Source organism: Pseudomonas sp. W4I3 (assembly GCF_030816195.1).
Lineage (GTDB): Bacteria > Pseudomonadota > Gammaproteobacteria > Pseudomonadales > Pseudomonadaceae > Aquipseudomonas.
This window is the reverse complement of record NZ_JAUSXS010000001.1, coordinates 2261085-2284122: the sequence shown is the minus strand read 5'-3', so window position 1 is coordinate 2284122 and position 23038 is coordinate 2261085. Positions and strand designations below refer to the sequence as shown.

Annotated in this window: 27 protein-coding genes and 1 pseudogene; 21 read left to right on the top strand and 7 right to left on the bottom strand. The window is 59.5% G+C overall.

Annotation, left to right across the window (positions count from 1 at the left end):
- Positions 1–6 precede the first annotated feature (6 nt).
- The 14 genes from QF045_RS10460 to QF045_RS10390 all read left to right on the top strand — a co-directional run bounded on the left by QF045_RS10460 (position 7) and on the right by QF045_RS10390 (position 10017).
- Entirely contained in the window at positions 7–219 is a 213-nt protein-coding gene (locus QF045_RS10460) for a DNA-binding protein (protein WP_124435134.1), read from the top strand.
- A gap of 29 nt (positions 220–248) precedes the next feature.
- Positions 249–719: a YmfL family putative regulatory protein gene (locus tag QF045_RS10455; RefSeq protein ID WP_306492125.1), complete on the top strand. Its 471-nt coding sequence runs from the start codon at positions 249–251 to the stop codon at positions 717–719.
- Positions 719–1021: an ogr/Delta-like zinc finger family protein gene (locus tag QF045_RS10450; RefSeq protein WP_306492124.1), complete on the top strand. Its 303-nt coding sequence runs from the start codon at positions 719–721 to the stop codon at positions 1019–1021. The genes QF045_RS10455 and QF045_RS10450 overlap by 1 nt, the downstream gene beginning before the upstream one ends.
- A complete protein-coding gene (locus QF045_RS10445; protein ID WP_057704572.1) occupies positions 1018–1392 on the top strand; it encodes a hypothetical protein in 375 nt (124 codons plus the stop codon). The genes QF045_RS10450 and QF045_RS10445 overlap by 4 nt, the downstream gene beginning before the upstream one ends.
- A 70-nt stretch (positions 1393–1462) precedes the next feature.
- Entirely contained in the window at positions 1463–1708 is a 246-nt protein-coding gene (locus QF045_RS10440) for a hypothetical protein (RefSeq protein ID WP_306492123.1), read from the top strand.
- Between the two features lie 11 nt (positions 1709–1719).
- The gene (locus QF045_RS10435; protein WP_306494877.1) at positions 1720–4518 is read left to right on the top strand and encodes a toprim domain-containing protein; all 2799 of its coding nucleotides are present in this window, start codon (positions 1720–1722) and stop codon (positions 4516–4518) included.
- Positions 4519–4580: 62 nt separating this feature from the next.
- A complete protein-coding gene (locus QF045_RS10430; RefSeq protein WP_306492122.1) occupies positions 4581–4892 on the top strand; it encodes a hypothetical protein in 312 nt (103 codons plus the stop codon).
- A gap of 58 nt (positions 4893–4950) precedes the next feature.
- Positions 4951–5214: a hypothetical protein gene (locus QF045_RS10425; protein WP_306492121.1), complete on the top strand. Its 264-nt coding sequence runs from the start codon at positions 4951–4953 to the stop codon at positions 5212–5214.
- A 2-nt stretch (positions 5215–5216) separates the two neighbouring features.
- The gene (locus QF045_RS10420) at positions 5217–5819 is read left to right on the top strand and encodes a hypothetical protein (RefSeq protein WP_306492120.1); all 603 of its coding nucleotides are present in this window, start codon (positions 5217–5219) and stop codon (positions 5817–5819) included.
- 273 nt (positions 5820–6092) lie between these two features.
- Positions 6093–6503, top strand: a complete 411-nt coding sequence (locus QF045_RS10410) for a hypothetical protein (protein WP_306492119.1) — start codon at positions 6093–6095, stop codon at positions 6501–6503.
- Positions 6503–8494, top strand: a complete 1992-nt coding sequence (locus QF045_RS10405) for a DNA cytosine methyltransferase (protein ID WP_306492118.1) — start codon at positions 6503–6505, stop codon at positions 8492–8494. Before QF045_RS10410 ends, QF045_RS10405 begins: the two co-directional genes overlap by 1 nt.
- Positions 8491–9483 (top strand): phosphoadenosine phosphosulfate reductase family protein, encoded by a 993-nt coding sequence (locus tag QF045_RS10400; protein ID WP_306492117.1) that lies wholly within the window; start codon positions 8491–8493, stop codon positions 9481–9483. Before QF045_RS10405 ends, QF045_RS10400 begins: the two co-directional genes overlap by 4 nt.
- Positions 9480–9731, top strand: a complete 252-nt coding sequence (locus QF045_RS10395; RefSeq protein WP_306492116.1) for a hypothetical protein — start codon at positions 9480–9482, stop codon at positions 9729–9731. Before QF045_RS10400 ends, QF045_RS10395 begins: the two co-directional genes overlap by 4 nt.
- Positions 9732–9741: 10 nt before the next feature.
- Complete coding sequence (locus QF045_RS10390; protein WP_306492115.1) at positions 9742–10017, top strand: pyocin activator PrtN family protein; 276 nt, start codon at positions 9742–9744, stop codon at positions 10015–10017.
- Here the strand turns inward: QF045_RS10390 and QF045_RS10385 are convergent.
- Positions 9992–11143 carry a site-specific integrase gene (locus QF045_RS10385; RefSeq protein ID WP_306492114.1) on the bottom strand — a complete coding sequence of 384 codons (1152 nt, stop codon included), beginning with the start codon at positions 11141–11143 and terminating at the stop codon, positions 9992–9994. The two genes, QF045_RS10390 and QF045_RS10385, sit on opposite strands and share 26 nt — an antisense overlap.
- A gap of 103 nt (positions 11144–11246) precedes the next feature.
- Here QF045_RS10385 and dusA point away from each other — a divergent pair.
- Together dusA and tal are read left to right on the top strand one after the other, a co-directional pair.
- A pseudogene (gene dusA, locus QF045_RS10380) lies at positions 11247–12258 on the top strand (tRNA dihydrouridine(20/20a) synthase DusA).
- A 314-nt stretch (positions 12259–12572) separates the two neighbouring features.
- Positions 12573–13499, top strand: coding sequence for a transaldolase (gene tal / locus QF045_RS10375; RefSeq protein WP_306492113.1), 927 nt, complete (start codon positions 12573–12575; stop codon positions 13497–13499).
- A 194-nt stretch (positions 13500–13693) separates the two neighbouring features.
- Here tal and rssC read toward each other — a convergent pair whose 3' ends face one another.
- Positions 13694–14176: an anti-sigma factor antagonist RssC gene (gene rssC / locus QF045_RS10370; RefSeq protein WP_010212025.1), complete on the bottom strand. Its 483-nt coding sequence runs from the start codon at positions 14174–14176 to the stop codon at positions 13694–13696.
- A complete protein-coding gene (gene rssB / locus QF045_RS10365) occupies positions 14176–15357 on the bottom strand; it encodes a two-component system response regulator RssB (protein ID WP_060753168.1) in 1182 nt (393 codons plus the stop codon). Before rssB ends, rssC begins: the two co-directional genes overlap by 1 nt.
- Before the next feature lie 276 nt (positions 15358–15633).
- On the opposite strand from rssB, the gene QF045_RS10360 reads away from it, so the two are divergent.
- Positions 15634–15930: a PilZ domain-containing protein gene (locus QF045_RS10360; protein WP_306492112.1), complete on the top strand. Its 297-nt coding sequence runs from the start codon at positions 15634–15636 to the stop codon at positions 15928–15930.
- 62 nt (positions 15931–15992) lie between these two features.
- On the opposite strand, the gene QF045_RS10355 is transcribed toward QF045_RS10360, so the two are convergent.
- Positions 15993–16682, bottom strand: coding sequence for a VacJ family lipoprotein (locus QF045_RS10355; protein ID WP_306492111.1), 690 nt, complete (start codon positions 16680–16682; stop codon positions 15993–15995).
- A gap of 195 nt (positions 16683–16877) precedes the next feature.
- Here QF045_RS10355 and QF045_RS10350 point away from each other — a divergent pair, with 195 nt between their 5' ends.
- Both QF045_RS10350 and QF045_RS10345 read left to right on the top strand, forming a co-directional pair.
- On the top strand, positions 16878–17486 hold the full coding sequence (locus tag QF045_RS10350; protein WP_306492110.1) for an HAD family phosphatase: 609 nt from the start codon (positions 16878–16880) through the stop codon (positions 17484–17486).
- Between the two features lie 111 nt (positions 17487–17597).
- Positions 17598–17864, top strand: a complete 267-nt coding sequence (locus tag QF045_RS10345; RefSeq protein ID WP_306492109.1) for a DUF4404 family protein — start codon at positions 17598–17600, stop codon at positions 17862–17864.
- Positions 17865–17936: 72 nt separating this feature from the next.
- On the opposite strand, the gene queF is transcribed toward QF045_RS10345, so the two are convergent.
- Complete coding sequence (gene queF / locus QF045_RS10340) at positions 17937–18767, bottom strand: NADPH-dependent 7-cyano-7-deazaguanine reductase QueF (protein WP_306492108.1); 831 nt, start codon at positions 18765–18767, stop codon at positions 17937–17939.
- Positions 18768–18833: 66 nt separating this feature from the next.
- The gene (locus QF045_RS10335; protein WP_306492107.1) at positions 18834–19346 is read right to left on the bottom strand and encodes a cupredoxin family protein; all 513 of its coding nucleotides are present in this window, start codon (positions 19344–19346) and stop codon (positions 18834–18836) included.
- A 269-nt stretch (positions 19347–19615) separates the two neighbouring features.
- On the opposite strand from QF045_RS10335, the gene QF045_RS10330 reads away from it, so the two are divergent.
- Together QF045_RS10330 and QF045_RS10325 are read left to right on the top strand one after the other, a co-directional pair.
- On the top strand, positions 19616–20296 hold the full coding sequence (locus QF045_RS10330) for a heavy metal response regulator transcription factor (RefSeq protein ID WP_306492106.1): 681 nt from the start codon (positions 19616–19618) through the stop codon (positions 20294–20296).
- Positions 20293–21639: a heavy metal sensor histidine kinase gene (locus QF045_RS10325; RefSeq protein ID WP_306492105.1), complete on the top strand. Its 1347-nt coding sequence runs from the start codon at positions 20293–20295 to the stop codon at positions 21637–21639. Before QF045_RS10330 ends, QF045_RS10325 begins: the two co-directional genes overlap by 4 nt.
- 115 nt (positions 21640–21754) lie before the next feature.
- On the opposite strand, the gene QF045_RS10320 is transcribed toward QF045_RS10325, so the two are convergent.
- Positions 21755–22999: a lipoprotein-releasing ABC transporter permease subunit gene (locus QF045_RS10320; protein WP_306492104.1), complete on the bottom strand. Its 1245-nt coding sequence runs from the start codon at positions 22997–22999 to the stop codon at positions 21755–21757.
- Positions 23000–23038 lie beyond the last annotated feature (39 nt).

Below are 23038 nucleotides of genomic sequence, written 5' to 3'. Positions count from 1 at the left end.
GAGACTATGCCGAACGCATCCCCCATCGAGCAAGCATGCCAAGAGGCCCGTGATCGTCTCGCACGTCTCGGGATCTCAGCCAAAGACTGGGCCGAAGAACATGAATTCAACCCATCGACGGTCTACGCGGTTTTGAACGGACAGAAAAAGTGCCTGCGCGGTGAAGCTCATCGCGCTGCCGTACTGCTCGGCATCAAAGACGGCGAGATTGCAAATTAGGGCCTCTGGCTCCAAGGGGAAACCAGAAGATGAAACGCCCAGTTCTAGACAGCAGAAAGAGCGTCGTTATGGCCGTCATCGGCGCCTACCCTGGCGGTCGGATGTACGCCTCGGCCGACCTCGGCATGCCGCTTAAGAAGTTCGACAACCAAGCCTACGAGAACGCGGGCAGTCGCCCACTGACGGACGAACACATTCACCGCCTGGAGCAAGTCGCCGGCACTACCTACCTTGCCGACTACATCGCCTCTATGTATGGCGGCATGTTCGTGCCGCTGAGCCTCCCGGAGACCTTGGACAACGTCGAGCTGTACAGCCGCTCGCTCAAAGCTTCGGCTCAACGGGGCAAGGTTGATCAGATCATGGCTGCGGCACTGGATGACGGGGTTATCGAAAAACGTGAAGCCGACGCGATTGTCGCCGCCCTGATCACGTACATGTCAGCCCGTTACGCCGAAGTGTTCGCAACCATCCAGCTTTACAGCCAGGGAGCCGTTTAGTGAGTACGTACAAACTGGTTTGCCCCTGCTGCAGCAGTTCGATGCGCATTCGTACCTCCGAAGGACAAACGCCTTGCTTCCGATCGATGTACTCGGAATGCACCAACCTGCTATGCGGCGCCACGTTCTCCGGTTCCTTGGTTTGGGAATACCAGCTCAGCCCGTCAGGCATCGAGCGTCCCCTCACCGTTTTGCCCATGGCGCCCACCAAAGTGCGCCTGCTTGCTCGACAAAACCTCACGGCAAAAAACGATCAACCCGATCTGTTGGACCAACTGGATATGGAGGCCGCAACTGTATGAACACCGTCGCCCTGACTACCAACCCCGCTACCGACTACCGAGCCGCGATGCAGCAAGCAGCCGTGGCGTATCTATACCGCCACCGTTGTGAGCATCTTGCTGGCGACAGCCAGCTCTTAGAGAACTGCACCAGGTACTTGACCCTGTCGCTTGAGGTGCCCACGCACCTGGTGCAACGCATTGCTGAGCTGGCGGTGGCTGAGTTCGAAAGCATGACGTGCAAGCGTATTGCCTGGCTGGGCATCTACCCCACCAGCGGCCCGTTCCGTCCGGTGATCTGGCTGCTCGACAACTGCACCCAACAGCGACACCCAATTTCAGCACGCCTGCTTCCTACACGCCTGCTGCTGACGCGCAACCTCCCGCACTAATCCAAAACCCTCCCTGTTTGATGCCCGCACCGCGTGGGTAGGGGAAATTTGCAACTTACTGGTGGCCGAAATGAGCAAAATCACCATAAAACTGGAGCTGGACGAACTACAGGCGCAGCACTATCTGTTGTGGTTGACCAGCCAGTACGAAGTCACGATGGCTGATATTTGGTACTCCGACCGCTACCGGAATGTGCCGAGCGGTCAGCGGGCGCCCAAGGTTCTTGAGGACTTGCCCTACCTGGCAGGCATCTGCAGGACGCGCAGCGAGCTGAAAAAACAGCTCGTTGTTACGGCTGCGGAGCATGTGCAGTGATTCGCAAGCCCATGGAAGACAAGATCCGCGCTGACGTGCTTCAGCGCCTGGAATCTGATTACGGCCTTCAGCACATGAAAGGCACGCATTACATGCGTAAGGGCACCTGCCCGCAGTGCAATCAGAAACGTTTGTTTTCGCGCCACGATGAACCCTGGTTCATCCGCTGTGGCCGCGAGAAAAATTGCCGCTTCATGGCTCCCACCAAAGAGCTTTACCCAGACCTGTTCGACGACTGGAGCAAGCGCGCACCGGCTACCCGTGACGAGCCTGCCGCCAGCGCAAAAGCGTACCTGACGTTTGCCCGAGGTTTCCGCGTTGAGCTGATAGAGGGCTGGTACACCCAGGAAAGCTACTTTGATCGCGACCTAAATATTGGCTCTGCCACCGTGCGCTTCCCCCTGGAACACGGCGGGTACTGGGAGCGCTTGATTGACCAGCCGTCACGGTTCGGTAAGAAGAAGGCCCGCTTCCAACCCCTCAAGAGCTACAGGGGGCACTGGTGGTGCCCGCCGTGCGTGGATCTGCTGGAAGTAACTGAGCTGTGGATCGTTGAAGGCATCTTCGACGCCATAGCGCTCATTCAAAACGGTATCTCTGCGGTTGCGGCGCTGTCCTCAAACGCCTTTCCAGAGGAATCACTCAAGGACCTGATCACCGCTCGCGGCGGTAAAACTCCCAAGCTGGTTTGGGCTCTGGATAACGAGCCAGGCGCTCACAAGTACACCCGTATGTGGGTCAACCGTGCCCGCGAACTCGGTTTTATTTGCGAGGCTGCTCAGGTGTCACAGCCTGACGCCCGCAAGGTTGATTGGAACGATCTGCATCAACGCTGGGCATTTATCGACGATGAAAAAGTCCGCGCTGATCGCATCGAAAAGGACTTGAAAGAAGCCCGCCACCAGGGCGCCCTGCTGATCGCAGAAAGTGCCAGCGACAAGGCATTGCTCATGTACCAGTGGCGTGAACGGGAGGAATTCCACTTCTGTTTCGACTCCCGCCTGTACTGGTGGAAATTGGACTTGGCGAAATACAACAGCGCCAAGCAGGCCCTCGAAAAGAGCGATGGCCACGAAGCCCAGACACTCAATGAAAAGCAGCTTCGGGAGAAGGCGCTGAACGTCGCCGGCTGCGTCGTCGAGATCGCCAACTGCTACCCCAAAGCCCTCTATTTCCAGCGCAACGAGATTACCGACGAGTCCTGGTACTTCTTCCGCGTCGACTTTCCGCACGACGGCGGTTCAGTGAAAAACACGTTCACGGGTGGTCAGGTCGCCGCTGCCAGCGAATTCAAGAAAAGACTTCTCGGCATGGGTGCTGGAGCCGTGTTCACCGGCAGTGGACAGCAATTGGACAAACTCATGAAAGACCAACTTTTCGGCATCAAGACCGTTCAGACCATCGACTACGTGGGCTACAGCAAGGAATACCACTGCTACGTATTCAACGACGTCGCCATCCGCGAAGGCCAGGTAATTCACATCAATGAGGAAGAGTTTTTTGAGATGGGCAAGTTGAAGCTCAAGACTCTACAAAAGGGTGTGAAGATCGATCTGGAGAAGGATGGCAAAAAATACGATGACCAGTGGCTTGGGCTTCTGTGGCAGTGCTTCGGTGCCCAGGGCATCGTGGCGTTGACGTTCTGGTTTGGCTCGCTGTTCGCCGAACAGATCCGCGGCCGGTACCAGTCGTTTCCTTTCCTTGAGGCCACTGGCGAGGCCGGCGCCGGCAAGACCACGTTGCTCACGCTGCTATGGAAACTCGCGGGGCGCGACGGATACGAAGGGTTCGACCCGTCCAAATCCACAAAGGCCGGCCGCAGCCGCTTGATGGGCCAAGTATCCGGCATGCCCATTGTGCTGCTGGAATCAGACCGCAGCGGCGACGACAAGGCCCATGCCAAAACCTTCGAATGGGACGAACTCAAGGATTACTACGGCGGCGGCACCCTGGCGACCAAGGGTGTGAAAACCGCCGGTAACGAAACCTACGAGCCACCGTTTCGCGGCACCATCGCCATCAGCCAGAACGCCCCTGTTGTGGCATCAGAAGCGATCATGACCCGGATCGTCAAACTGCACTTTGTGCGTCCGAACGTCACCGCTGAAAGCCGTGCGGCGGCAGATCGGCTCAATGCGCTGGAAGGTTCGAGACTCAGCAACTTTGTGTTGCAGGCGGTACGTAAAGAGCTGGAGGTGATGGAGCTGTTCGGCCAGCGGATAGCTGGCTACGAGGCGAAGTTGCGCAATTTGCACTCCCACTGCTTTGCCTGCGACACCCCGTTCAAAGACGAGCACAGCGAATGTAGCCATTGCGGCAACAAGCTGCGCGGCTACATCCGAGTGGAGCGGATCAACAAGAACCACGCCCAAATGCTCGCCCTGCTGGACTGTCTGTGCATGGTGGTGCCCCTCACCGACGCCCAGGTCGAGCACACCCGCTCGCAGATCATCCGCATGGCAATTGAGCGCCAGGCCTCGATCAGTTCCGACCATCCGGTGGTGGCTGAATTCTGGGAGGTTTACGAATACCTGGAAGGCCTGGACGCCGAAGGCCCAGTGGTCAACCACAGCAAGAAAGACCACATCATCGCCATCAACCTCAACGACTTCGTGAAATGCGCAGCAGAAAACCGGCAAAAAATCGCTGATGTCAGCGAGCTGCGCGAGCGCTTGAAGGACTCCCGCTCGCGGAAGCTGCTCGACGTCAACAAGGCGACCGACAGCGCGGTACGGGCTCACCAGGCCAGCAAAACCAACGCCGTTATCACGAAGCAACCCATCGTGAAGTGCTGGCACTTCCAGGCCTGACATATCACCTGCCCTACCCGCCAGGCGCTGCAACATCTGACACCACCCAAAGGAGAAGCACCATGCACGTACAAGTCATCACCGGTGACGGCCAACAGGGCGAAACCAACCGTCTTCGACACCTGAAAGAGCTGAAGGACTGGTTTAACGAGTCCGGGAAAATTGTTCACGCCGAAGCCTACGACCCAACTGGCCTGGTCGCAATCCTTGAGGTTCGTGCGGTGAGCGACAAAGAAATTCTGGTGTTGGAGTGCAGCCGGGATCAGATCCAGGCAGTGCTGGAATGGCAGTCGGCAACAGATGACGTTGTTGAATTTGAAAACCTGCTGCTGCACTTGGTGCGGCAGCAAAACCCAACCGGCGAAAGCCAGTAAGAAGGTGGTGCCGAGGGGCTGCAACCCCTCGACACCGACCACCCAAAGGAGAAGCACCATGCAAGTGAATCAACCCCAAGGCGGCACCGCAGAGGCTACCACAACACAGCTCGCCGTCGGCGACGAGGTCAGTTACGTCGCCATCAGTGGAGGTGGTCGAAACTACCGTTTCAGCGCTCGCAAAGCCGTAATCGAGGCAATCACTGACGACATCGCGACACTGCGCAGTGCAAATGGCAGAACCACAACACAGCCGCTGAGTAAATTGACGCCTGCGGACCAGCCCAATGCGCTGACGCGCATGCTTATGGGAGGACAGTGATCATGGCTGACTTCTTCTACAAATCCAACGAGCCCACGGCCGTTTCGATTGTCCGCGACTTCTATGTTCAGAAGGAGATTTTCCTAGCCAAACTGGCCGTTCTCGGCTCGATGTTCGGCGGCAAGGTCGCCCCGATGCGCGACGTTGACTCCAACTACGCCGGCGGCGTGAAACTCAGCGGCGGCGCAGAACTGGATGTGCACTGGTGTCGTCCTGATGACCACGGCTATCGCTCACTGCGTGCGGCTGCGAAGCCTGGCAAAGGCATTTCAAAGGAGGATCGAGCAGCGATTCGAGCGGAACACGAGCGCCTTATCGCTCAGTGGAATGAGCATTGCCCAGGACGGCTGAGCGGAAGCGACTATTGGGATCGGCTTGGCATTAATACCGGCAACCTGTGGATGTGTGGCGGTATCAAGTTTGAACTCAACGGAGTCGCTTATTTCCACCTGGGCTTTCAAATCAACAAAGCCGAGCACGACTCCCTGGTCGCGGCGGGCCAGCCAACAAGCGGGTGGATCGACGGTGCAATAGAGATCCTGGCCAGCGAATACGAGACCGCGCGCCTCGCAAAATTGAAGGCAATTGAGGTGGCAAATGCCTGAGCACGCCAGCCCTGAACGCGAGCGCCCAGCTATGGCAAGCCATCGGCTTGACCTGCCCAGCCGTTGCGACATCTGCGGCAATGCCCGCTCCACCCGCAAACACCAGCTCTGTAGCCGTATCCGCCAGCAGACCAAAACGGCGGAGTGGGCTGCATACATGGCAGAGCGTGAAGCGGCCAAACAAAACAAACCGCGTCGATACGCACACTGATACCCAACACAGGCGAGACACGGGGAGCTGCAACTCCCCCACCGCCTGAAAGGAGAAGCACCATGCGTTCAAATCAAAACTCGAGCGACACCCGCACTTTTAACTCTTTCGAGCCAGTGACACCCGTATCGGCACCATTGGAACTGACCGCTGACCTGCGCTACATCCTTGGTATTCCTCACACCAAATTAGCCAATACAGCCCAGCTACTGCGGCAGAAGGGGCACTGTATTGCGGAGCGTAGTGAAGATGAGCAAGCCGCTGTCATCCACTGGATGCTCGGCCACTACCTTCGTCGCGGTATCCATTGGAGGGTGTTTGCTTACGCCGAACTCGACACCAACGATGACTTTCCGGGGTTTCCGGGAGACGAAGCACTATCGGAAGACGCGACCGAGCAAGAATGTCCAACCTGCAGCGATTGGCCTGTTGGCTTTTGCGATGGATGTATCGCCGCCGGGAGGGTCTGGTAATGATTAAGCGCACCCTTACCCACTTCCACCTCTGCTGCGGACTCGGCAGCGGCGCTGCTGGCTTCAGCGACTCCAAACCAGTCCTGGGCCCCGTCCAAGCTGAATGGCGCTGCCTGGGCGGCGTCGACGTCGACCCCGCCGGCTTGCGCGACTTCCAGATGATGACCGGTGTGCCTGGCACGCTGATGGACCTGTTCACACGCGAACAATACACAGCGTTTCACGGCCAGCAGCCACCAGCCGGCTGGAGCGAGGCCACCGCCGAGGATCTGCGCCGCGCTGCCGGCAACGAAGACCCGGACGCGGTGTTCATAAGCAGCCCCTGCAAAGGCGCATCGGGCCTGCTTTCCGAGACAATGAGCCAAACTCCCAAATACCGGGCGCTCAACGAACTGACGTTGCGGTGTGTGTGGCTGATGTGCGAAGCCTGGAAGCACAAACCGGTGAAGCTGATCGTGTTCGAAAACGTGCCGCGCCTGGCAACCCGTGGCCGCTACCTGCTGGACCAGATCACCAAGCTGCTCCGCCATTACGGCTACGCGGTGGCGGAAACTACACACGACTGTGGCGAAATCGGTGGGCTGGCACAGAGTCGCAAGCGTTTCTTGCTGGTGGCCAGGCACGTCGAGCAGGTCCCCGCATTTTTGTATGAACCTGAAAAGCGCAGCCTGCGCGCTGTCGGTGACGTGCTGAGTCGCATGCCGCTGGCCGGCGATATTGATCAGGCAGGGCCGATGCACCGGGTGCCGGCGTTGCAGTGGAAAACCTGGGTGCGCCTGGCCCTGGTTGAGGCCGGGAAGGACTGGCGCAGCCTGAGTCGGTTTGCGATCGAGGACGGTCATCTTCGTGACTTCGTGATCGTGCCGGAATACCACAACGGCGTGCTCGGGGTTGTCGATTGGGACGATACAGCCGGCGTGGTTGCAGGTGCGAGCCGGCCCATGAACGGCAAGTTTTCCGTGGCAGATCCGCGCCCGACTAGCAAATTCGAATACACCCAGTACGGAGTGTTGCCCTTTGACCGCCACTGCGGTGTGGTCACCGGCCAGCGCAGCCCAGGACAAGGGACATTTAGCGTTGCTGACCCGCGCATGGGCGGCGAGCGCCACAATAATGTATTCCGCGTGGTACGCAATGACCAAGCCGCCGGCACGGTTACCGCAGGCCACGGCCCCAGCTCCGGCGGGCAGGCAGTTGCAGATCCTCGGCAACCGTCCAAGGGGTTCGGCAAGTACCTGGTCACCGACTACAGCAAGCCAGCCGGCACCGTCATTGCCGGCAGCACCACCGGTCAAGGCGCTTTTGCCGTGGCAGATCCCGCCTTCAAAAACTGGCACCCGAGAGCCAGCACTCAAAAGCTGCGCATCACGCCCTGGTGCGAGAGCGCCAAGACCGTGACCGGCTCACAGCAGGTTGCCAGCGGGGCTTTATCGATCGCAGATCCGCGCCCAGGCATGTCGCGTACCAAGGGCGATGCCTACCTGACCGGTGGGCATTACGGAGTCGTCGACTACAACACGCCGGCAGGTGCCGTGTCCGCCAGTGCCTGCCACGACAACGGCCGCTGGTCGGTTGCCGATCAGCGTATGCCGGCGCCCAACGACCGACTGACCTGCATGATCACCAGCCTCGACGACACCTGGCACCGACCGTTCACCACCCTGGAGCTGGCCGCGCTGCAATCGCTGTTTGATCCGGAAGATTACTGGTCGGCAGATCCGCAGACCGCTCAGGAGATTGAGCGTATGCAGCGGGTTCGCAAGATTGAACAGGCCGGGGTCTTTCGGCTTGACGGTATCAACGACGGCCACCACCGGGAGCGGATTGGTAATGCTGTGCCGCGCGCGGCGGCAAGGGCGATGGCGGACGTGTTCGGCATGACGCTGCTGCTTTCGGAGGCGGGGGAGACGTTCATGCTCAGCAACGTTTCAGTTTGGGTGCAGCCGGTGGCAATTGCGCTGAGCGTAGCCCAGCTGGAGCAGCAACAATGAATACTCAGAATATTGTCAGCGTAAGCGGTGGCAAGGACAGCACGGCCACCCTATTGGTAGCCATTGCACTGGAAACTGAGAATCTTCAGGCCGTTTTTGCCGATACCGGCAACGAACATGACCAGACCTACTTGTATCTGGACTACCTGGAACAACGTACCGGCATACCAATAACCCGAGTCAAGGCCGACTTCAGCCGGCGCATCGAAGGTAAACGCCGATTCATCGAAACAAAGTGGCGAGAACAAGGTATCTCCGAGGAGGTGGTCCTGGCAGCTCTGGCCGTCCTACAGCCCACTGGCAATCCATTCCTCGACCTGTGCATTTGGAAAGGGAGATTCCCCAGCCGCAAGGCCCAGTTCTGCACTATGGAGCTGAAGCGAGACCCGATGCTTGAACAGGTAGTCATGCCCTTGATGGGTGTCGGCGACATGATCATGAGCTGGCAGGGTGTACGTGCTGACGAATCGATCAACAGGCGATATTTGCCCGAATGTGACGAAGTAGGCGGCGGTCTGTTTAATTATCGACCGATCTTGAAGTGGAATATCCCCGCTGTGTTCGAAGCTCATCGTTACATGGGCGTCAAACCGAACCCGCTTTATTCCCAAGGCATGGGGCGCGTCGGATGCATGCCCTGCATCAACTGCAGGAAGGACGAACTGCGAGAAATCGCCTTGCGCTTCCCCGAGGTGATTGACCGTATCGACCATTGGGAGCGGATTGTCCAGCAGGCAAGTAAACGCGGCGCGGCAACGTTCTTTGCTGGCTCCAACGCCAAACATCCGAAAGGCTCAATTTCCGACATGACTGCCCTGGAGGTGATGGAGATTGCCAGTATCCGCCAGGCAGTTGAATGGTCCAAGACGGCCCGAGGCGGAATCCAGTATGACCTTCTATCGACGAGCTCGGACAGCACGGCCTGCGCGAGCGCCTATGGACTCTGCGAGTCGGCCTGGGAGCCGGTCAATATTTTGGAGGCGGTATGACTGTTTTCCTGCTGTTTTACCTGTGCGCGGATGCGACCCGAACAGATTGCCAGGTGATGAGAACTGATAGCTGGAGCGGCCCTCACGCCTACGAGCACTGCGCCGACGTCGTGCCCGGCCTGACGGAGGCCCTTACTGCGCTGAACCGGAAGCGGCATCGCTTCGTTTGCGAGATACAGGATGATGGCGTGAAGTCTATGAAAAACAGGGCTCAGCCGGCATTCATTAATCAAGCCTTTTGGATGTGAGGGAGTCACCATGAACACAGCCTTTATCCTGATGGCCCAATATGATGGTCAGGCGATTATCTCGCTGGAGCTGGTGTGCCGGGATTATTTCACCCACCTCACGCCGGACATGTTCCAGCGCAAGGTAATGAGTGGTCAGATCAAGTTGCCCATCACGCGACTGGAGCCGAGTCAGAAGTCGGCGAAGGGCGTCCACCTCACCGACCTGGCGGCTTACCTCGACCTGCAACGCGCCGCAGCGGTTAAAGAGCACAACCAGCTCAACGGGTTAAAACACGTCGTTTGAGCCATTTCATTGACGCGGCGCCCAGTTGGACGGGCGCCCTCAATATCTTGTCGTGCCACTCCCATCCCAAATAGCGATCCCCCTTGCCCCGCAGGTGGGTGTATCGCCGCATCGAATTCCAATCCCGATGGCCGGAAACACTCGCCACACGCGGGATGTCCCAACTCATTTCAAACAGGCGGCTGATGCCTTCATGCCGAAGGTCGTGGAAGTGCAGGTCCTGGATTTCCAGAAACTTGCAGGCTTTCGTCCAGGACGTGGAGATCGACTCAGGGCTATAGGGGAATATATCTTCGCCGGCCTTCGGCATTGTCTGGAGGATCTGCCACGCCTCGTCCGGCAGGTAACACCAAACATCGTTGCCGATCTTTTGCCCTGGATTTTTCATGTCACGCACCAGCACTCGCTGGCCGGCCTCGTCGAGGTCTGCCCAGCGAATCCGGGTGATCTCATCGAGCCGGCGGGTGGAGAACAGGGCAAAGCCCACAACCTTCAGCATACATATGACGGTCGGCCGCCTCGCCTGCATGGCCTGGTAGTGCGTCAGCACGCTTCCCAGCTCATCCAGTGTTGGCCGGCGGTCACGCTCACGACTTTTTAGGTTGTAGCCCAGCTTGCGTAACACACGCCGCGCACCGCCCATGGCGAGCGGATCGACTTGATAGCCCCATGCGTCTTTGGCAATCGCCAGCACAGCGCCGAGGTGCGCCAGGTCGTTGCCGGCGGTTTGTGGCTGAACACCACCGCCTTCCGCACTCATCCGCCAGAGTGCGTAATCGACCAGGCACTGGGTGTTGATATCCGTATCGGTCAACTTTCCAAGGTAAGTCTCGCCAATCGCATTGAGCGTACCGCGCTTGGTTTTGCCCAGCGGCTTGGCTTTCTCAACTTCGACGAGGTAGCGGTCGGTCATCTCTTTGAGCGTGGCACCCTTACGGTTTGCGCGCTCGATCGCACCAGGCTCATCCAGCTCCGACTCACGCTTACGTGCCCAAGCCTGCGCGGCCTGTTTTCGGGCGAAGGTCTGGCTCTCTTGGTAGACTTGCAATCCGTCGCGCTTGATGCGGATCTGTGCCGTGTAGCTCACAGTCCCATCCGCCAGTTTTCTTGCCCTGATAGTCGCCATATTGAAAGTGGTACGCGTCAGTTTTGAAGTGGTACATCGTACCACCGAGACCTGAAAAACGCCTGAAAACGCCCGAAAACACGCCTAGAACACGTTGAGAAAAATGCTAGATAAACAAAGCTTTAGCCCAGCAGAATCAAGCCCCGCACTGTCTCGGCGCTTTAGCGTTGCCCCCATGATGGACTGGACCGACCGCCACTGCCGGTACTTCCTGCGCCTGCTCTCCAAGCACGCCCTGCTCTACACCGAGATGGTCACCACTGGCGCGATCCTCCATGGCGACCACGAGCGCTTCCTGCGTCACAACGAAGCCGAGCACCCCTTGGCGCTGCAGTTGGGCGGCAGTGTTCCCGCCGATCTGGCCGCGTGCGCCCGTATGGCCGAGGCGGCCGGTTACGACGAAGTGAATCTGAACGTCGGCTGCCCCAGCGACCGTGTGCAGAACAATATGATCGGCGCGATCCTCATGGCGCACCCTGCCCTGGTTGCCGATTGCGTGAAGGCGATGCGCGATGCGGTGTCGATTCCGGTGACGGTGAAGCATCGTATCGGCATCAATGGGCGGGACAGTTATGCCGAGTTGTGTGATTTCGTCGGCACGGTGAGGGACGCCGGTTGCACCAGTTTTACCGTGCATGCGCGGATTGCGATTCTGGAGGGGTTGTCGCCGAAGGAGAATCGGGACATTCCGCCGTTGCGCTATGACGTGGCGGCGCAGTTGAAGCAGGATTTCCCGGAGCTTGAGTTTATTCTCAACGGTGGGATCAAGACGTTGGAGCAGTGCCAGGAGCACTTGCAGACGTTTGACGGGGTGATGCTGGGGCGGGAGGCTTATCACAATCCGTATCTGCTGGCGGAGGTGGATCAGCGGTTGTTTGGTAGTGAGGCGCCGGTGATTAGCCGTGCTGAGGCGTTGGCGCAATTGCGGCCTTATATTGCTGAGCATTTGGCCAGTGGTGGGACGATGCATCACATTACGCGGCATGTGTTGGGGTTAGGCACTGGTTTTCCGGGGGGCGCGCAGGTTCAGGCAGTTGTTGTCGGTGGATATTCATAAGGCGGCGGATCCGTTGGCGTTGCTGGACCAGGCTGGGGAGTTGTTGGAAGGGCGGTGACTGGGTAGCTTGCCGGGGGTCAGTGGGTTATGGATTGGCTGACACATTGCTATCAGGGGCAAGCCCCCTCCCCCATTTGGTGCAGTGTGTGTCAGGGGTATGGCAGGCAAGCCAGCTCCCCAGTTTGATCTGCGTGTCATCGGGCAGTTGTGTTGAACCTGCCGGCGGTTTTGCCCTCCTATTGAGCAGTACGGCCGCCATTCAAACGGCTGTTTTCAGGTTATTGCCCTCGCAAACGACCTATCGCATTTGCGCCCTTGAGCGCCTGCCAGCGCTCGGGTAATGTCATCAGACCCACAGGACAGAGCACGCCCATGACTTCCAAGCTGGAACAACTCAAGCAATTCACCACCGTTGTAGCCGATACCGGCGATTTCTCCACGCTCGCCAAGCTCAAGCCGCAAGACGCTACGACCAACCCTTCCCTGCTGCTCAAGGCTGCGTCGATCGCAGGCTATGCCAAGCTGCTGGATGAATGTGTGCAGGACTGCAACGGCGACGTGGGCCTGGCCAGTGACCGTTTCGCGGTGGCGGTAGGCCAGGAAATCCTTAAAGTCGTACCGGGCCGTATTTCCACTGAAGTGGATGCCCGCTTGTCGTTCGACGAGGGCGCTATTCTCAAGCGTGCGCATCGTCTGATCGACCTGTACGACAAGGCCGGCGTTAGCCGTGATCGTGTGCTGATCAAGATCGCTTCCACTTGGGAAGGGATCCGCGCCGCGGAAAAGCTGGAAAAAGAAGGCATCCAGACCAACCTGACGCTGCTGTTCTCCTTCGCTCAGGCCGTGGCGTGTGCTGAAGCGGGTGTATTCCTGATCTCGCCGTTCGTGGGCCGTATCTACGACTGGTACAAGAAGGCCAACGGCAACGACTACACCGGTTCCGATGACCCGGGCGTGCAGTCGGTAACGCGTATTTACAACTACTACAAGGCCAATGGCTATAAGACTGTAGTGATGGGTGCGAGCTTCCGTAACCTGAGCCAGATCGAGGAGTTGGCGGGTTGCGATCGCTTGACCATCAGCCCGGATTTGCTGGAGAAGCTGGCGGCCGATGAAGGCAAGCTGGAGCGCAAGTTGTCGCCAGGCCACGCCGGTGAAGCGCGGGTGCACATGACTGAAGCGCAGTTCCGCTGGGAGTCCAACGAGGATGCGATGGCAACTGAGAAGCTGGCGGAGGGGATTCGTCAGTTTGCTCGGGACCAGGAGAAGCTGGAGGCGTTGTTGTCGGCCAAGCTGTAAAGCCTAGTCGGCAAAAAGGGCGGCACCTTCGCGGGTGCCGCCCTTTTTTTGTGTGCGCCGGTCTCAAGCCTGTCGCAGGTCAATGTGGGAGGGGGCTTGCCCCCGATGGCAGAGTGTCAGTCAGCTATTCATAACTGACACACCGCTATCGGGGGCAAGCCCCCTCCCACATTTTGATTGCATTCAAGTGGGGGTCAGTGGCGTTCGAGGGCGTTGACGAGGTCGTGGAAGGCTTCGCGATTGGACTCGTTCAAGCCCATCAGGATCTTGTGCGCTTCCAGCACCTTGACCCGTACGATTTCCTCGGACTGATCCTGGGAAGGCAGGTCGGTCAGGCATTCCGGGCAGGGGATCGGGCGGTCAACGATGTTGAACACCTGGTCAAAACCCATGGACTGCAGCAGCCGGGTGATGTCTTCGTGGGTGGTGACGACGGTCGGCAGCAGGCCGACCTTCTGCCGAGACAGAATGGACAACTTGGCCAACAGGCCCAGGGTGGTGCTATCGATGCTGCGGGTTTCGGTCAGATCGATCACGATCGCCGAGAAGTTCAGCGCTGTGAAGATCCGCTCAATCGTCGCATCCAGCGCCGAACACAAGGTCAGGCGCACTTCACCGACAAACTTGAGGACGAAGGTCCCGTCTTGCTCGGCGAATTGGATTCTTCCGGTACTCATCAAAGATTCCTGCTCAACACCAATAGGGCGATATCATCCGGCATCTCCCCTAGCGTGGCCAATCCAAAAACCTGCCGCAGACCATCCAGGCTGCCGCCCGCCGACTTGACCTTTTGGGGCAAGGCGGCTTCTTTCTCTTTGAGTGTAGGCTCTGGAAGCAGGTCCAGGATACCGTCGGACATCAGCGTCAGGCTGAAGGTCGGCGGCAGTTCCAGGATGTGGTCTTCGTAGGTGGCTTCATTGAACAAGCCCACCGGCAGGCCACGCCCTTCCAGGTAACGCACACTGTCAGGAGTGTATAAAACCGGCATCGGCAGGTGACCGCCGATGCTGTAGGTCAAAAGACCGGTTTCTTCATCGATCACGCCGCCCACCATCGTCACGTGCTTGCCCAGCTTGCAGCTGATCAGGCCCCGGTTGATGTGGCCCAGCACCTCGGAGGGGGTGAACTCCGGCAAGGTACCGTTGCGCTTGGATTCAAACAATAACCGCGTTGTCATGAATTTCAACAACACGGTAACAAAAGCTGAGGAAGCACCGTGGCCAGAGACGTCGGCCAGGTAGAACGCCACGCGCCGCTCATCCACACGGAAATAGTCGACAAAATCGCCCGACAGGTACAACGACGGGATGATCTGGTGGGCAAACTTGAACTCATCAATGGTCCAAGGGCTGACCGGCAGCATGTTCATCTGCACCTGGCGACCGGCGTTCTGATCCTCTTGGAGCAAGTTCAGGCTGGCTTCGAGCTCGCGGTTGGCGGTTTCGAGCTTTTCGCGGTAGCGCTGGTTTTCGACCAGCAGGCGTGCACGGTCCAGGGCGCGGCGCACCGAGTGCTCCAGCACCGCAAGGTCTTCCAGGGGTTTGATCAGGTAATCGGCGGCGCCCAGGCGCAGGGCTTCAACGGCGTCATTCATGACCCCGGCACCGGACACGACAATCACCGGCGTCTGCGGGGCGAGCTCGGTCACCTGGCGAATCAGCTCGAGGCCGCCCATTTGGGGCATGCGCAAGTCGCAGATCACAAGGTCGGGCTTGTCGCGCTCGAATACCTGGAGACCCTGTTGGCCGTTGCCGGCCTGCAGGACGCTGAAGCCACTGTCTTCCAAATAGGCCGCGAGACTCGCGCGCACTACTTCGTCGTCATCGATTATCAGCAGCGTGGCACTGGTTTTTTGCATGTGGGCAAACGGCGCCAGAATTAGGTTGGCGTAGGCGGCTCGGCAATGGCCGGGCTCACGTACTGGATTCGCTTTCTAGCCTCTCTGTCCTACAAAGCATTGGGATTTAGCCCATGCACAACGGTAAAGCAGAGGTGCCCTTCTAAGGCGCAGACGGTACTCCCATCCGTGAGGGGTTTCAAGCTCATGCCGATGGTCGCCGGACGTCTTTACACCGCAAATCACCGGGAGTTATAAGAACGCTCACCACCACAACGCAAAGTAAGGATGGATGCTGTGAGCGAACACGAGCGCGACTACGCCGAAAAACGCGATTTCATCCGCATGCGGGTTGATGCCGATGTGTCCTTGATCCACGCCGGGCAGGAGATTACAGGGGTCTGCCTGGACCTTTCCAGCTCCGGCATGCAGGTGCAGGCACCGCGCCAGTTCAGCGTGGGCGACTTGCTGACCGTGCGCATCGATTCAGAGCACGCCGCACTCAAGGGGCTCGAGGCCGATACCGAGGTGGTGTGGACCAAGGCGGCGGGCGACGAGCAGCACCTGGGCCTCAGGATTCTGAAAATGCGCTGATCAGCGCCCACAAAAAAGGCGACCGTGCACAGGTCGCCTTTTTCGTTTCAAAACGTCACAGCTTAAAAGTCGTCGACGACCTTGCCGTCCTTGACCTTGAATTCACGGTTCTGCAGATAGGCGTTACGGATAAAGGTGTACTTGTCGCCGCTGATCAGCTTCTCGCTGTCGAGCAGGCTGGCACGCACATCGACGATGTTCAGGCCAAAGGTGCTGTTGCGCCAGCCGATATCGTTCATGTAGCGGTACGGTTGGGTGTAGCTGTCCACGTACTTGGACGGCGCATCACGCAAGGTGCTTGGGCCCAGCAGCGGGATCATCACGTAGGGACCGCTGCCAACGCCCCAGTAGCCGAGGGTTTGGCCGAAGTCTTCGTCGCTGCGCTGCAGCCCCATTTTGGTGCCGACATCAATGAAGCCCAGCACGCCGAACGTGGTGTTGACCAGCAGGCGGGCCGTGTCGACGCCTGCATTGTGCGGTTTGAGCTGCAGGACGTTGTTGGCCAGGTTGCCGACATCGCCGATGTTGCGGAAGAAGTTGTGAACGCCGTCCTGCACGAATTGCGGGGTGACGAACTGATAGCCCTGGGCGATTGGCTTGAGCGCGTAGGTGTCAACGGTGTCGTTGAAGGTGAAGATCGGGCGGTTGACGCTTTCCCATGGGTCGTCTTCCGTCGCTGCTTGGGCGGCGAACGGTGCCAACAGGACGGTGGCACACACCGACAGCTGAGCGAAATACTGGCTCCAGCGCATAGCTTTTGCTCCTTGGATGGTCTGTCATGGGCGCTATGCCCTGAATAAGGCCGTCAGTATATGACGGAAGTGTCGATTTAGGCAGTCGCAAGGAAACGACTTTCATGATTTGCACAAAATTCCTACAAATTCCGCCGATGTCATGCACCTGTCATGCCGCCCCGATAGCGTTGCAATTATTTCAGGGACGTTCAGATGCCACATGCCGAGATAGCCGTCGCTACTGCCCCCGCGTTGACTGCCGTGTTGTTTGGGCTGAGTGGCTGCCTGGTGGATTTCGGTTCCCGGGCCCGTAGCGACGCACCCTCTCCCGACTCCCAGGCCACGCCTGGGGCGCTGAAAATCCTGCGCAGTCTGAAGGAGCAAGGCGTGCCCTGCGCCTGGCTGGATGAGCTGCCCGCCTCCATCACAACGCCACTGGCCGCCACCCTGCCCGCCTGGCTCAAGGCCGCCTCGCCCTGCGCCATTCGCTGGCCGGCGCCCCACGCCTGCTGGCAAGCCTTGATGGAGCTGAACATCACGCGTCTGGAAGGCTGTGTGCTGGTCAGCGGCGAACCGCGCCTTTTGCAAGCGGGTCTGAATGCGGGGTTGTGGACCATTGGCCTCGCCTCCTGCGGTTCGCTGTGCGGGGTGGCGCCGCAGCAGTGGCAGGCACTGAGCGATAAGGAACGCGAGCACAAACGCGGGAAGGCCACCGTGGCACTCTATGGATTGGGCGTGCACTCTGTCATTGATCACCTCGGTGAACTCGGCACCTGCCTGGCCGACATCCGCCTGCGCCGGCTCAAAGGCGAGAAGCCCTGATCGAGATCATGCACGCTTGGCCGCTGTGGATTAATCTACAATCCAGCCCGTAGACCTTTCTCGGCGTGCCGCGGTCTATGCCAGTGCCTATCGATAAAAGGAAAGAATGTCATGCCTGATCGCGAGAAGTTACAACAGCAGGCCGATATCGTGCGCAAGCAGCTGGAAGATCATCCAGAGCTGCCCGCTGAAAAACGTGAAGCGCTTGAAGAGCTGATTGCCAAATTCGACGTGCAACTTGAGTTGGAACCTGCCACTCAGACCCCCAGCATCGCCGACGATGTGAACCGGGCGGTGGAAGGCTTCGAACTGGACCATCCGGGCATTGCCGGAACGTTGCGCAATATCGTGATCACGCTGGGCAATATCGGCATCTGATCTGCCGCCAAGCACCGATCCAAAATGTGGGAGGGGGCAAGCCCCCTCCCACATGTGGTTTTGTATCCAGGCTTACTGACGCGCCAGGCGTACGTTCTGGAACGCCACGTCTTCGGTACTGCGATACGGGTTGATATCCAACCCGCCCCGCCGCACATACCGCGCGTACACGGTCAATTTCTCAGGTTTGAGCAAACGCTGCAGGTCCAGGAAGATGCGTTCCACGCACTGTTCATGGAAATCCGAGTGCTGGCGAAAGCTCACCAGGTATTCCAACAGGCTGGCGTGATCCAGCGCCGCACCGCGATATTCCACCGCCACACTGCCCCAATCGGGTTGGCTGGTAACCGGGCAGTTGGATTTGAGCAGGTGGCTGTGCACGCTCTCTTCCACCACGCGCGAATCGTCACAGCGCAACAATTCCGGACGCGGGTGCTCGTAGCTGCTGACGTTGATATCCAATTCATCGATGCACACGCCCGGCAACGCCATCACGCCTTCAGCCTCGACCTCGGCCAGGCTGCGAATGCGCACGCTGACCGGCTTGCCGGCGGCCGCACTGAGGTCCTCGCGCAAGGTCGCTTCCAGACGCTGCGTATCGGCAAAGGCTGTCTGGTTCAACGAGTTGAGGTACAGCTTGAACGACTTGGACTCGATGATGTTCGGCGAGTCGGCGGGGATGCTGAATTCACCGATGGCCACCACCGGCTTACCGGACGGCAGCAACCAGGACAGTTCAAAGCAGTTCCAGAAGTCCACACCCTTGTAAGGCAGGGTCTCGGCGCACAGGCCCAGCTCAGCCCACTTGGCGGCGCGAGGGATCGGGAATAGCAACGAAGGGGTGTAAGTGGAGATGTATTCACTGGACTTGCCCAGCGGCGAATGTTCGGCTGCGGGATGCATGGCGGAAACCTGGCTAAATAAACCGCGCCAGTCTACCAGCCTTTGCTCCCGCCCTTAAGGAACGCCTTACTCAACGGTCAGTTTGCCGACCATGCCCGCCTGGTAATGCCCAGGGAGGTTGCAGGCGAACTCAAGGCCGGTGGCCTTGGAGAACGTCCAGGTCAGCTCGGCGGTTTTGCCGGGCTCGACCAGCACACTGTTCGGGTCATCGTGCTTCATGGCGCCATGGTCCATCTTGCTGTGGTCCATTTCGCCCATACCGGTCGCCGTGAGCATGCCGCTGGCCTGCATCTGCAGCATTTCCTTCTGGTGTGCGGCGTGCATGGCCGCGTCGCCGAGGTTGAACTCATGCAGCAACCGACCTTTATTGGTCAGCACAAAACGCACCGTCTCACCGGCCTTGACGTCCAGGGACGTGGGCGAAAAAGAAATGTCCTGCAGCACCACTTCCACCGTGCGCGTGGCTTTATCAGCCGCCGCCGGCTGGCCGAATGCATAGGTGTGAGCCGCATCGGCCATGGCATCGAAGCTCAGCGCCAACAGGCAGCCGGCCAAGAACACAGGTGTACGCAACGCCATCTTTCACGCTCCAAAATGGGTGACTCGTTTGAATGGCACTTTAAGATGGCCTCGCTGCCAGCCAACTGACTGCTAGATTACAACTTTGTCAGGTTGCGCCCATACCCTGAAACCCACGGTATAAAGCCCGATGTTTTTTTGTAGGAGCGAGCTTGCTCGCGAAGGGTTTAAGCACGACACGTTAAGCCAGACAGCCCACGTTATCGTTGGCGTTTTCGCGAGCAAGCTCGCGCCTACATAGTCCTGTACCCGACTACCAAGAGCCTTGAATGAAACTGCTGATTGTCGAAGACCAACCGAAGACCGGCCATTATCTGCGCCAGGGCCTGGCCGAGGCGGGCTTTACCACGGAACTCGTGGCCGACGGCACCAGCGGGCAGCACCTGGCGCTGACCGGCGACTATGACCTGTTGATCCTCGATGTGATGCTGCCCGGTCGCGATGGCTGGCAAATCCTGCAGGCGGTGCGCAGTGCCGGCCTGGACATTCCGGTGCTGTTCCTGACCGCGCGCGACGCAGTAGAGGACCGCGTGCACGGCCTGGAACTGGGCGCCGACGATTACCTGGTCAAGCCCTTCGCCTTTTCCGAACTGCTCGCCCGCGTGCGTAGCCTGTTACGGCGCGGCAGCAGTGCGCCGCAGGAAACCCACCTGCAAATGGCCGACCTGCGCCTGGACCTGATCCGCCGCCGCGTCGAACGCAGCGGCCAGCGTATCGATCTCACCGCCAAGGAGTTCTCCCTGCTGGAGCTGCTGCTGCGCCGTCAAGGTGAAGTGCTGCCCAAGTCGTTGATCGCCTCGCAGGTCTGGGACATGAATTTCGACAGCGACACCAACATCATCGAAGTCGCGATCCGCCGCCTGCGCCTGAAAGTCGACGATGCCTATCCCAACAAGCTGATCCACACCGTGCGCGGCATGGGCTACGTACTGGAGGAGCGTTTCACGTGATCCAGCGCCTGTCCCTCGCCAGCCGCCTGGCGCTGCTGTTTGCCGGCTGCACCGCCGTAGTCTCGCTGCTGGCCGGCGTGCTGTTCAACCACGCCAGTGAGGCGCACTTCATCGAGCTGGACCAGCAGCAACTGGACAGCAAGCTGGTGGCGCTGCGCAGTACATTGCAGGGTGTCGACTCGCCGCAGGCCTTCGCCCAGCGCGAACCCCAACTGCGCGCCGACCTCAGCCATCAACCCGACCTCACCTTGCGCATCACCGCGGCCGGCCAGCGCTGGCTCGACAATGCACCGGGCATGGCGCTGCCCGATGCCCCCGGCCTGCATAGCCTGCAAAACGCAGGCACCGCCTATCGCGTGTATAACGCGCCGTTGAGCCCTGACCAACCCGGCTCAGCTCAATTGACCCTGATACTCGACATCACCCACCACCAGCATTTCCTGCAACGCATGCAGCGCCTGATCTGGCTGACCGTCGGCCTCTCGGCCCTGGCCACCGCACTGCTCGGCGCCTGGGCGGCGCGCAGCGGATTGCGGCCCTTGCGGCGCATGGGTGAAGTCGCCGCCGGGGTATCCGCGCACTCTCTGACGCAACGCTTGCCGCAGCAGCAAATGCCGGCAGAACTGGCGGAGCTGGCGCAGACCTTCAATGCCATGCTGGGCCGGTTGGACGACGCGTTCCAGCGTCTCTCGGCGTTCTCCGCCGATATCGCCCACGAACTGCGCACACCGCTGTCGAACCTGCTGACCCAGACCCAGGTCATCCTCACCCAGCCGCGCCCCTTGGAGGACTACCGCGAAGCGCTGCACAGCAACCTGGAGGAATTGCAGCGGATGGCGCAGTTGGTGAACGACATGCTGTACCTGGCCAAGGCCGATCACGGCTTGCTCACGCCCAAGCGCGAGCCGTTGGCGCTGGCCGATGAAGTGGAGGCTTTGCTGGAGTTTTTTGCGCTGCTGGCCGAAGAAGCCCACGTCAGCCTGGTGCGAGAAGGCACAGCCCATACGATGGGTGATCGCGGTATGTTGCGTCGAGCGCTGTCGAACCTGCTCGATAACGCGCTGCGATTTACGCCAGCGGGTGGCGAAGTGCGGGTACGCATGGTGGATGGCGTGACACTCACTGTTGAGAACACCGGAGAAGGCATCCCAGCGGAGTTGCTACCGCGGTTGTTCGACCGGTTCTACCGGGCCGACCCGGCGCGTCATGAAGGCAGCAGCGAACATGCAGGGCTGGGGTTGGCGATTACCCAGTCGATTGTGCGGGCGCATGGGGGGCGGATCTTTTGTGAATCCGAGGTGGGATGGACACGGTTTGTGATCGAGTTGCCTCAGGGGAATTGATGTTGGCTGGGCCGGCCCTATCGGGGGCAAGCCCCCTCCCACAGTGGCCCTCATTTGCAGGAAGAATGAGGTCAACATGTGGGAGGGGGCTTGCTCCCGATAGCGGTCTCAATACTTACGAATATCTCAGCGCATGCGCCGGCTCGATCTTCGCCGCCCGATACGCCGGGTAAATCGTCGCCAGAAAGCTCAGCACAAACCCCGCCGAGCAAATCAGCAACACATCCCCACCCTGCAGCTCGGACGGCAGGTTGCTGACGAAGTACACATCCGAACTGAAGATATGCTGCCCGCTCACGCGCTCCAGCCAGCCCACCAGTTCACTCACGTTCAGCGCCGCAATCACGCCCAGCACGCCGCCGATCAAGGTGCCGACCACGCCGATCACCGTGCCCTGCACCATGAAGATCGCCATGATCTGGCGTGGCGTGGCGCCGATGGTGCGCAGGATCGCGATGTCCGCGCCCTTGTCGTTCACCACCATGATCAAGGTGGCGATGATGTTGAACGCGGCCACGGCGACGATCATCAGCAGCAACAGGCCGATCATGGTCTTTTCCATCTTCATCGCGCTGAACAGGCTGCCCTGGGTGTGGGTCCAGTCATCCGCCTTATACCCGGCGCCGAGGCTGGCAGCGATGTCCGCCGAAACCTTGGGCGCCGCGTACAGGTCCGTCACCGCCAGCCGCACGCTTTGTACCTGGTTCGGTTGCCAATGCTGTATCTCAGCCGCGTCGGCCCTGTTGATCAAGGCCATGGAGCCGTCCAGCTCGGCGCCCACCTTGAAGATACCCACCACGTTCAAGCGCTGCATGCGCGGGGTGATGCCCCCCGGCGCGGTGCTGACTTCCGGCACGATCAACGTCAGTTTGTCGCCCACGTTCAGGCGAAAGCGACGCGCGGTGATGTCGCCGATCACCACACCGAATTCGCCGGGTTTCAAGTCTTCCAGTTTGCCGCGCACGATATGCTGGGCGACGATCGACACCTTGCCTTCCTGGGCCGGGTCGACGCCGCTGATCTCGATCGGCTGCATCGCGCCCTTGTAGGAGAACATACCGTCCATCTGTGTGAAGGGCACCGCCGCGGTGACTTGCGGGTTCTTCAGTGCTGCGGCGGCCACCGGCTGCCAGTCGTCAATCGGGTTCACGCCCACGATGGTGGCGTGGGGCACCATGCCGAGAATGCGCGAGCTCATTTCGCGCTGGAAGCCGTTCATCACCGAGAGCACCACGATCATCGCCAACACGCCCAGGGCGAGGCCGATCATCGAGGTCATCGAGATAAACGAGACAAAACGGTTGCGGCGCTTGGCGCGGGTATAGCGCGTGCCGATGAAAATCGATAACGGTCTGAACATTCGCGGGCACCGTTGAAAAAATGAAAAAGCCCGCTTTCA

Bases quoted from the DNA above. Each gene is read 5' to 3' on its own strand.
- rssB (WP_060753168.1), bottom strand. From the start codon at position 15,357: ATGCAAAAAACCAGTGCCACGCTGCTGATAATCGATGACGACGAAGTA.
- QF045_RS10350 (WP_306492110.1), top strand. From the start codon at position 16,878: ATGCCACATGCCGAGATAGCCGTCGCTACTGCCCCCGCGTTGACTGCC.
- QF045_RS10460 (WP_124435134.1), top strand. From the start codon at position 7: ATGCCGAACGCATCCCCCATCGAGCAAGCATGCCAAGAGGCCCGTGAT.
- QF045_RS10430 (WP_306492122.1), top strand. From the start codon at position 4,581: ATGCACGTACAAGTCATCACCGGTGACGGCCAACAGGGCGAAACCAAC.
- rssC (WP_010212025.1), bottom strand. From the start codon at position 14,176: ATGAGTACCGGAAGAATCCAATTCGCCGAGCAAGACGGGACCTTCGTC.
- QF045_RS10345 (WP_306492109.1), top strand. From the start codon at position 17,598: ATGCCTGATCGCGAGAAGTTACAACAGCAGGCCGATATCGTGCGCAAG.
- tal (WP_306492113.1), top strand. From the start codon at position 12,573: ATGACTTCCAAGCTGGAACAACTCAAGCAATTCACCACCGTTGTAGCC.
- QF045_RS10445 (WP_057704572.1), top strand. From the start codon at position 1,018: ATGAACACCGTCGCCCTGACTACCAACCCCGCTACCGACTACCGAGCC.
- QF045_RS10395 (WP_306492116.1), top strand. From the start codon at position 9,480: ATGACTGTTTTCCTGCTGTTTTACCTGTGCGCGGATGCGACCCGAACA.
- QF045_RS10455 (WP_306492125.1), top strand. From the start codon at position 249: ATGAAACGCCCAGTTCTAGACAGCAGAAAGAGCGTCGTTATGGCCGTC.
- QF045_RS10435 (WP_306494877.1), top strand. From the start codon at position 1,720: ATGGAAGACAAGATCCGCGCTGACGTGCTTCAGCGCCTGGAATCTGAT.
- QF045_RS10335 (WP_306492107.1), bottom strand. From the start codon at position 19,346: ATGGCGTTGCGTACACCTGTGTTCTTGGCCGGCTGCCTGTTGGCGCTG.
- QF045_RS10355 (WP_306492111.1), bottom strand. From the start codon at position 16,682: ATGCGCTGGAGCCAGTATTTCGCTCAGCTGTCGGTGTGTGCCACCGTC.
- QF045_RS10320 (WP_306492104.1), bottom strand. From the start codon at position 22,999: ATGTTCAGACCGTTATCGATTTTCATCGGCACGCGCTATACCCGCGCC.
- QF045_RS10385 (WP_306492114.1), bottom strand. From the start codon at position 11,143: ATGGCGACTATCAGGGCAAGAAAACTGGCGGATGGGACTGTGAGCTAC.
- QF045_RS10405 (WP_306492118.1), top strand. From the start codon at position 6,503: ATGATTAAGCGCACCCTTACCCACTTCCACCTCTGCTGCGGACTCGGC.
- QF045_RS10420 (WP_306492120.1), top strand. From the start codon at position 5,217: ATGGCTGACTTCTTCTACAAATCCAACGAGCCCACGGCCGTTTCGATT.
- QF045_RS10410 (WP_306492119.1), top strand. From the start codon at position 6,093: ATGCGTTCAAATCAAAACTCGAGCGACACCCGCACTTTTAACTCTTTC.
- queF (WP_306492108.1), bottom strand. From the start codon at position 18,767: ATGCATCCCGCAGCCGAACATTCGCCGCTGGGCAAGTCCAGTGAATAC.
- QF045_RS10330 (WP_306492106.1), top strand. From the start codon at position 19,616: ATGAAACTGCTGATTGTCGAAGACCAACCGAAGACCGGCCATTATCTG.
- QF045_RS10440 (WP_306492123.1), top strand. From the start codon at position 1,463: ATGAGCAAAATCACCATAAAACTGGAGCTGGACGAACTACAGGCGCAG.
- QF045_RS10390 (WP_306492115.1), top strand. From the start codon at position 9,742: ATGAACACAGCCTTTATCCTGATGGCCCAATATGATGGTCAGGCGATT.
- QF045_RS10400 (WP_306492117.1), top strand. From the start codon at position 8,491: ATGAATACTCAGAATATTGTCAGCGTAAGCGGTGGCAAGGACAGCACG.
- QF045_RS10425 (WP_306492121.1), top strand. From the start codon at position 4,951: ATGCAAGTGAATCAACCCCAAGGCGGCACCGCAGAGGCTACCACAACA.